This is a genomic window from Bacillus sp. mrc49, assembly GCF_002803435.1.
The window spans coordinates 1-6534 of record NZ_PHNG01000518.1 but is presented as its reverse complement, the minus strand read 5'-3'; the positions used below and the strand labels follow the sequence as shown (position 1 = coordinate 6534).

Below are 6534 nucleotides of genomic sequence, written 5' to 3'. Positions count from 1 at the left end.
GATGTGACTTCCCATTTAGCAAAAAACTCGGTTAAATCGATAGTAGTGACGGATAGGCAAGTCTATTATTCACCGCTTGCTTCTTCCACTCTGAAAAAGCGTTCACTGCAGCCATCGTTATTGATCGATGATATAGATGTTCTTGGAATATAAGGAATTAAGCGATAATTACTTCGGAAAATTGATAATGCCAAAAGAAAAGTGTAGGTGATACGAATGACAATGGAACAAAAAGAAGTACAAGCTCAGGCATACGATGAGAATCAGATACAGGTTTTGGAAGGCTTAGAAGCAGTTCGTAAACGTCCGGGGATGTATATCGGCACTACCTCTGCAAAAGGACTTCACCATCTTGTTTGGGAAATTGTCGATAACAGTATTGATGAGGCACTAGCGGGTTTCTGTACGGAAATCAAAGTGACGATCGAAAAAGACAATAGCATAACGGTAGTCGATAATGGACGGGGAATTCCAGTCGGGATCCATGAAAAAATGGGACGTCCCGCTGTAGAAGTAATCATGACGGTCCTTCATGCTGGCGGAAAGTTTGGCGGCGGGGGATATAAGGTCTCCGGCGGTCTGCACGGTGTCGGTGCATCTGTCGTTAATGCCCTATCGACGGTATTGGAAGTGTATGTCCATCGTGATGGCAAAATCCATTATCAGCAATTCAATCGCGGGGTTCCGAAGGAAGATTTGAAAATCATCGGGGAAACCGATCATACGGGTACGACGGTCCACTTCATTCCTGATGGCGAAATTTTTACGGAGTCGTTGGAGTACGATTTCGACACGTTAGCCACCCGTATCCGTGAGCTTGCGTTCCTGAATAAAGGCTTGAAACTCATCATTGAGGATAAACGTGAAGAAGAAGAGAAAATCAGGGAATATCATTATGAGGGCGGAATTAAATCTTATGTCGAGCACTTGAACCGTTCGAAAGAAGTGCTGCATGAGGAGCCGATTTTCATGGAAGGCGAGAAAGATGGGATTTCTGTCGAATTAGCTTTGCAATACAATGACAGCTACATCAGCAATGTCTTTTCTTTTGCCAATAATATTCACACCTATGAAGGCGGTACGCATGAATCGGGATTCAAGACGGCCCTGACCCGGGTCATCAATGATTATGCAAGGAAAAACGGTCTCCTGAAAGAAGCCGATTCCAATTTCTCCGGTGAAGATGTCCGGGAAGGCCTGACGGCAATCATTTCGATCAAGCATCCTGAACCCCAATTCGAAGGTCAAACGAAAACCAAACTTGGAAATTCAGAAGTAAGAACGGTAACTGATTCCATCCTTTCTGAGCGGCTTGATTCTTTCTTATATGAAAATCCGGCCGTGGCCAGGAAAATTGTCGATAAAGGGCAAATGGCAGCAAGGGCCCGTATGGCAGCCAAGAAAGCCCGTGAATTGACTCGAAGGAAGAGTGCGCTTGAAGTTTCCAACCTTCCGGGAAAATTGGCGGATTGTTCATCCAAGGACCCGGCTATCAGTGAATTGTACATCGTTGAAGGAAACTCGGCGGGAGGTTCGGCCAAGCAAGGGCGCGACCGTCATTTCCAAGCGATTTTGCCGCTAAGGGGTAAAATCCTGAACGTAGAAAAAGCAAGATTGGATAGAATCTTGCATAATGAGGAAATAGGCACGATCATCACCGCACTAGGAACGGGAATTGGTGATGAATTCAATATTGAAAAGGCCCGATATCATAAAATCGTCATCATGACCGATGCCGATGTGGATGGAGCCCATATCAGAACGCTGATGTTGACATTCTTCTACAGATATATGCGCAAAATCATCGAATATGGTTATATATACATTGCTCAGCCGCCACTTTTCAAAATCCAGCAAGGGAAAAAAGTGGATTATGCCTATAACGATCGACAGCTTGAAGAAATCATGGCGAGTTTGCCAAGCACTCCAAAGCCTAACCTGCAGCGCTACAAGGGGCTGGGGGAAATGAACCCCGAGCAATTATGGGAAACGACCATGAACCCTGAAACGAGAACGCTGCTTCAAGTCAGCTTGAAAGATGCGGCCGAGGCGGATGAAACATTCGAGATGCTGATGGGCGACAAGGTTGAGCCTAGACGTAACTTCATCGAAGAAAATGCAATTTATGTAAAAAATCTTGATGTTTGATTTTTTGACAGGATGCTCTTACATCCTGTTCTTTACATAGTTCTAGTAATATTAAACGAGAGTATAAGCTTTTTATAGGAGGTTGGCTCCATGTCAGAAAATGAAAGATCAGGTGTGAAAGAAATAAATATAAGTACCGAGATGCGGACATCTTTTTTGGATTACGCGATGAGCGTTATCGTGTCTCGTGCTTTGCCTGATGTAAGGGACGGTTTAAAACCGGTGCACCGAAGAATTCTTTATGCAATGAATGATCTTGGAATGACTTCGGATAAACCATTTAAAAAATCGGCACGTATTGTTGGGGAAGTAATCGGTAAGTATCACCCCCACGGTGATTCTGCCGTCTATGAAACGATGGTACGGATGGCGCAGCCCTTTAACTATCGTTATATGCTTGTGGATGGTCACGGGAATTTCGGTTCAGTCGATGGAGACCAAGCTGCTGCAATGAGGTATACAGAAGCAAGAATGTCGAAAATCTCGATGGAGCTGCTTCGTGATTTAAATAAAGACACGGTCAATTTCCAGGATAACTATGATGGTTCGGAAAGAGAGCCAGCCGTTATGCCAGCCCGTTTCCCTAACCTTTTGGTGAATGGTTCATCCGGTATAGCGGTAGGGATGGCAACCAATATTCCACCGCATCAATTAGGTGAGGTAATTGACGGCGTATTGGCTATAAGCAAAAATCCTGACATTACGATACCGGAGCTGATGGAATACATTCCAGGACCCGACTTCCCGACAGCCGGGTTAATCTTAGGCAGAAGCGGAATCAGGAAAGCCTATGAAACTGGAAAAGGGTCGATCATCCAGCGGGCGAAAGTGGAGATTGAAGAAAAACCTAATGGAAAACAGGTTATCCTAGTTAAAGAAATTCCTTATCAAGTGAATAAAGCAAGATTGATCGAAAAGATTGCCGAACTTGCCCGAGACAAGAAAATCGAAGGCATCACCGATTTACGGGATGAATCGGATCGCAATGGCATGCGCATCGTCATGGAGCTTCGCAAGGACGTTAATGCAAATGTCCTTTTGAATAACCTGTACAAGCATACTGCCATGCAGACAACCTTCGGGATCAATTTGCTTGCCTTGGTTGACGGTCAGCCAAAAGTATTGAACTTAAAACAATGCCTGCAATACTACTTACAGCACCAGCAGGTGGTCATACGCCGCAGGACGGAATTTGAATTGCGCAAAGCGGAGGCCCGCGCCCATATTTTAGAGGGCTTGAGGATTGCGCTGGATAATCTGGATGCGGTCATATCTTTAATCCGTAATTCACAAACTACCGACATTGCCCGTGAAGGGTTAATGACACAGTTTTCACTTTCCGAAAAACAGGCACAGGCCATTTTGGATATGCGTTTGCAGCGTCTGACTGGTTTGGAACGCGAAAAAATCGAAGATGAATATCAAGCATTAATGGCCATCATTGCAGAATATAAAGCGATTCTGGCTGATGAAGAAAAGGTTCTTGAAATCATCCGTGAAGAGCTTCTTGAAATCAAAGAACGTTTTAATGATAAGCGCAGAACGGAAATCACATTAGCGGGCTTTGAGAGCTTGGAAGATGAGGATCTAATCCCAGAGGAAAATATCATCGTGACGCTTACCCATAACGGTTATATTAAACGTCTGCCTGCAACGACATACCGCAGCCAAAAACGCGGCGGCCGCGGGATTCAGGGCATGGGAACGAATACAGATGATTTTGTCGGTCATTTGTTGACCACATCGACTCATGACACGCTATTATTCTTCACGAACAAAGGTAAAGTATACCGTTCGAAAGGATACGAAATACCTGAGTACGGCAGGACGGCAAAAGGCTTGCCGCTCATCAACCTATTGGAAGTGGATAAGGGCGAGTGGGTCAATGCCATCATACCGGTGAAGGAATTTGCCGATGATTGGTATTTATTCTTCACGACGCGGCACGGGATATCGAAGCGTACACCGTTGTCTTCTTTTGCCAACATCCGTAATAATGGGTTAATCGCTCTAGGTTTACGGGAAGATGATGAATTGATTTCCGTTCGTCTTACGAATGGAGATAAACAGATCATCATCGGAACGAAGTCCGGAATGATGATCCGTTTCCCAGAGACGGATGTACGGACGATGGGCCGTACTGCAGCAGGAGTGAAAGGGATATCCTTAAGGTCCGATGATGAAGTGGTCGGTATGGAAATCCTTGAAGATGATGAAGAAGTCTTGATCGTTACGAAAAATGGATATGGAAAAAGGACCTCTGCTGAGGAATACCGTATCCAAAGCCGAGGCGGCAAAGGGATAAAAACATGTAATGTAACGGAGAAAAATGGCGAACTGATCGCCGTGAAAACCGTTACGGGTGAAGATGAGGACTTGATGCTCATTACAGCTGCAGGTGTATTGATCCGGATGGAAGTCGAAGGCATCTCCAAAACGGGCCGTAATACTCAAGGGGTCAAACTGATCCGCCTTGAATCCGCAGACAATGAATATGTCTCGACGGTGGCCATCGTTGGTAGAGAAGAAGAAGAGGAAGCAGATATGGAGCAAGATCCAACAGCCGATCAAGAAACAATATCGGAACCCACTGTTGTGAGCGAGAATGAAGAAACCGAAAAAGATCCAGAAGAATAATGGTAAACGGCCCAGCGATAAAATGCTGGGCCTTTTTTGTTGGGTAAAAGGTCATGGGACTTGTGTTGAAAAAACGTATTTGTAGGTATATAATCATAAAGAAAGATAGTTATTACCATGTTTTTCAAGTGGAATGATATTCATTACTACTACTATCGAGGTGAACCGATTTGCTAGTAAAAACGCGCTATTTAACGGAAGGCTGTATTCTTTCCAAAGAAATCAGAGGTCTCGCCGACCGTCCTATCATGTATGAAAAAACAATATTGACCGCGGAGTCGATTGAGGCTTTGGAGGCTTTTTTAATTTCGGAGGTAAGCGTTGAAAAAACGTTGATTGATGGAAAGAAGTTTTTACCGAAAGAAGTGATAGATCCGGAATTGGACGAATTGGAAGAGTCGTCCGATTTTACCGATTTGTATCTTAAGTCCGTTCAAACTTATAAGCGATTATTCAGGAACTGGCAAGCCGGCAGCAAGGTAGAGGTGGCCATGATCCGTTTAATCATTATTCCCCTAGTGGATAAAGCACTGGAGGAACCAGGCAACATTTTAATGCTGCACCATTACTGCAATAAAGAGGACTACACCTTTCACCATGCCATTTCCATCGGATTAATAGGAAGCTATATTGCATCTAAAATGAAATACAGCAAGGCCGACGTCTACCAGGTGGCCATTGGCGGATGTCTCGCGGACTGTGGGATGGCTAAGGTCGCTCCAAGATTATTAAATAAGATGGAAGACTTAACTGCGGAGGATTATGAGGAGATCCACAATCACCCCATTTTCAGTTATAAAATGATAAAAGATAGCTCCATCATAAAGGACAGCGTAAAGATTGCGATACTAGAGCATCATGGAAGGCTGGATGGAACGGGTTATCCGAAAAGGCTGAATGCCAAACCGATGAATTTGTTTTCAAAGATCATTGCAGTGGCAGACGTCTTTCATGCGATGACCTCCGAGAGGGTATACAGGAAGAAACAGTCGCCATTTAGAGTATTGGAAATGATATTACATGATGACTTCGGTAAATTTGATATAGAAGTAGTGAAAACCTTGTTATCAAGCTTCTCCAGTTTTTCCATAGGAAGCAGGGTCAAGCTGAACAATGGCTTTATTGCCGAAATCATTTTCATTGATGCCAGTAACCAAACAAGGCCGATCGTCCAGGTGAAAGATAGTGAAGAAATCATCAATTTAAGTCTGACTCGGGAATTATATATAGAAGAAATACTTTAATGGTTAAGGGTGGCCTACTCCTAAAAAGATATGACCTTCCATCTTATTAGGGGTATATCCCAGACTATCATTCATCCATTTCATTTATTTTAAAATAACTCTTGCTTTTGTTTTCGATACTAGATATAATAACTAAGTCGACAGCGAAAGAAAAAAAGTTGTTGACAAAAGATAATATAGTTGATATATTATTAAAGTCGCTTCTAAGGAAACGGCAACTAATTGCTCTTTGAAAACTGAACAAAACAAAGCGCCAACGTTAAATTTTAAGTGAGCACACACTATCAAAAAAGCAAATGAGCAAGTCAAACATTTCTTCGGAGAGTTTGATCCTGGCTCAGGACGAACGCTGGCGGCGTGCCTAATACATGCAAGTCGAGCGAATCGACGGGAGCTTGCTCCCTGAGATTAGCGGCGGACGGGTGAGTAACACGTGGGCAACCTGCCTATAAGACTGGGATAACTTCGGGAAACCGGAGCTAATACCGGATACGTTCTTTTCTCG

4 protein-coding genes and 1 rRNA gene are annotated in these 6534 nt (G+C 43.8%); all 5 read left to right on the top strand.

Annotation, left to right across the window (positions count from 1 at the left end; genetic code table 11):
* Nucleotides 1-3: 3 nt before the first annotated feature.
* Nucleotides 4-153, top strand: a complete 150-nt coding sequence (gene remB, locus CVN76_RS32315) for an extracellular matrix regulator RemB (RefSeq protein ID WP_442857547.1) — start codon at nucleotides 4-6, stop codon at nucleotides 151-153.
* 69 nt (nucleotides 154-222) lie between these two features.
* Nucleotides 223-2148, top strand: coding sequence for a DNA topoisomerase (ATP-hydrolyzing) subunit B (gene gyrB / locus CVN76_RS05035; protein WP_061143188.1), 1926 nt, complete (start codon nucleotides 223-225; stop codon nucleotides 2146-2148).
* Nucleotides 2149-2238: 90 nt separating this feature from the next.
* Nucleotides 2239-4785, top strand: a complete 2547-nt coding sequence (gene gyrA / locus CVN76_RS05030) for a DNA gyrase subunit A (protein WP_100530501.1) — start codon at nucleotides 2239-2241, stop codon at nucleotides 4783-4785.
* Nucleotides 4786-4955: 170 nt separating this feature from the next.
* Nucleotides 4956-6029, top strand: coding sequence for an HD-GYP domain-containing protein (locus CVN76_RS05025; RefSeq protein ID WP_232732110.1), 1074 nt, complete (start codon nucleotides 4956-4958; stop codon nucleotides 6027-6029).
* Nucleotides 6030-6343: 314 nt separating this feature from the next.
* A 16S ribosomal RNA gene (locus tag CVN76_RS05020) occupies nucleotides 6344-6534 on the top strand; the annotation flags it as partial.

Coding starts and splice junctions, on each gene's coding strand:
- gyrB (WP_061143188.1), top strand. CDS start 223: ATGGAACAAAAAGAAGTACAAGCTCAGGCATACGATGAGAATCAGATA.
- gyrA (WP_100530501.1), top strand. CDS start 2,239: ATGTCAGAAAATGAAAGATCAGGTGTGAAAGAAATAAATATAAGTACC.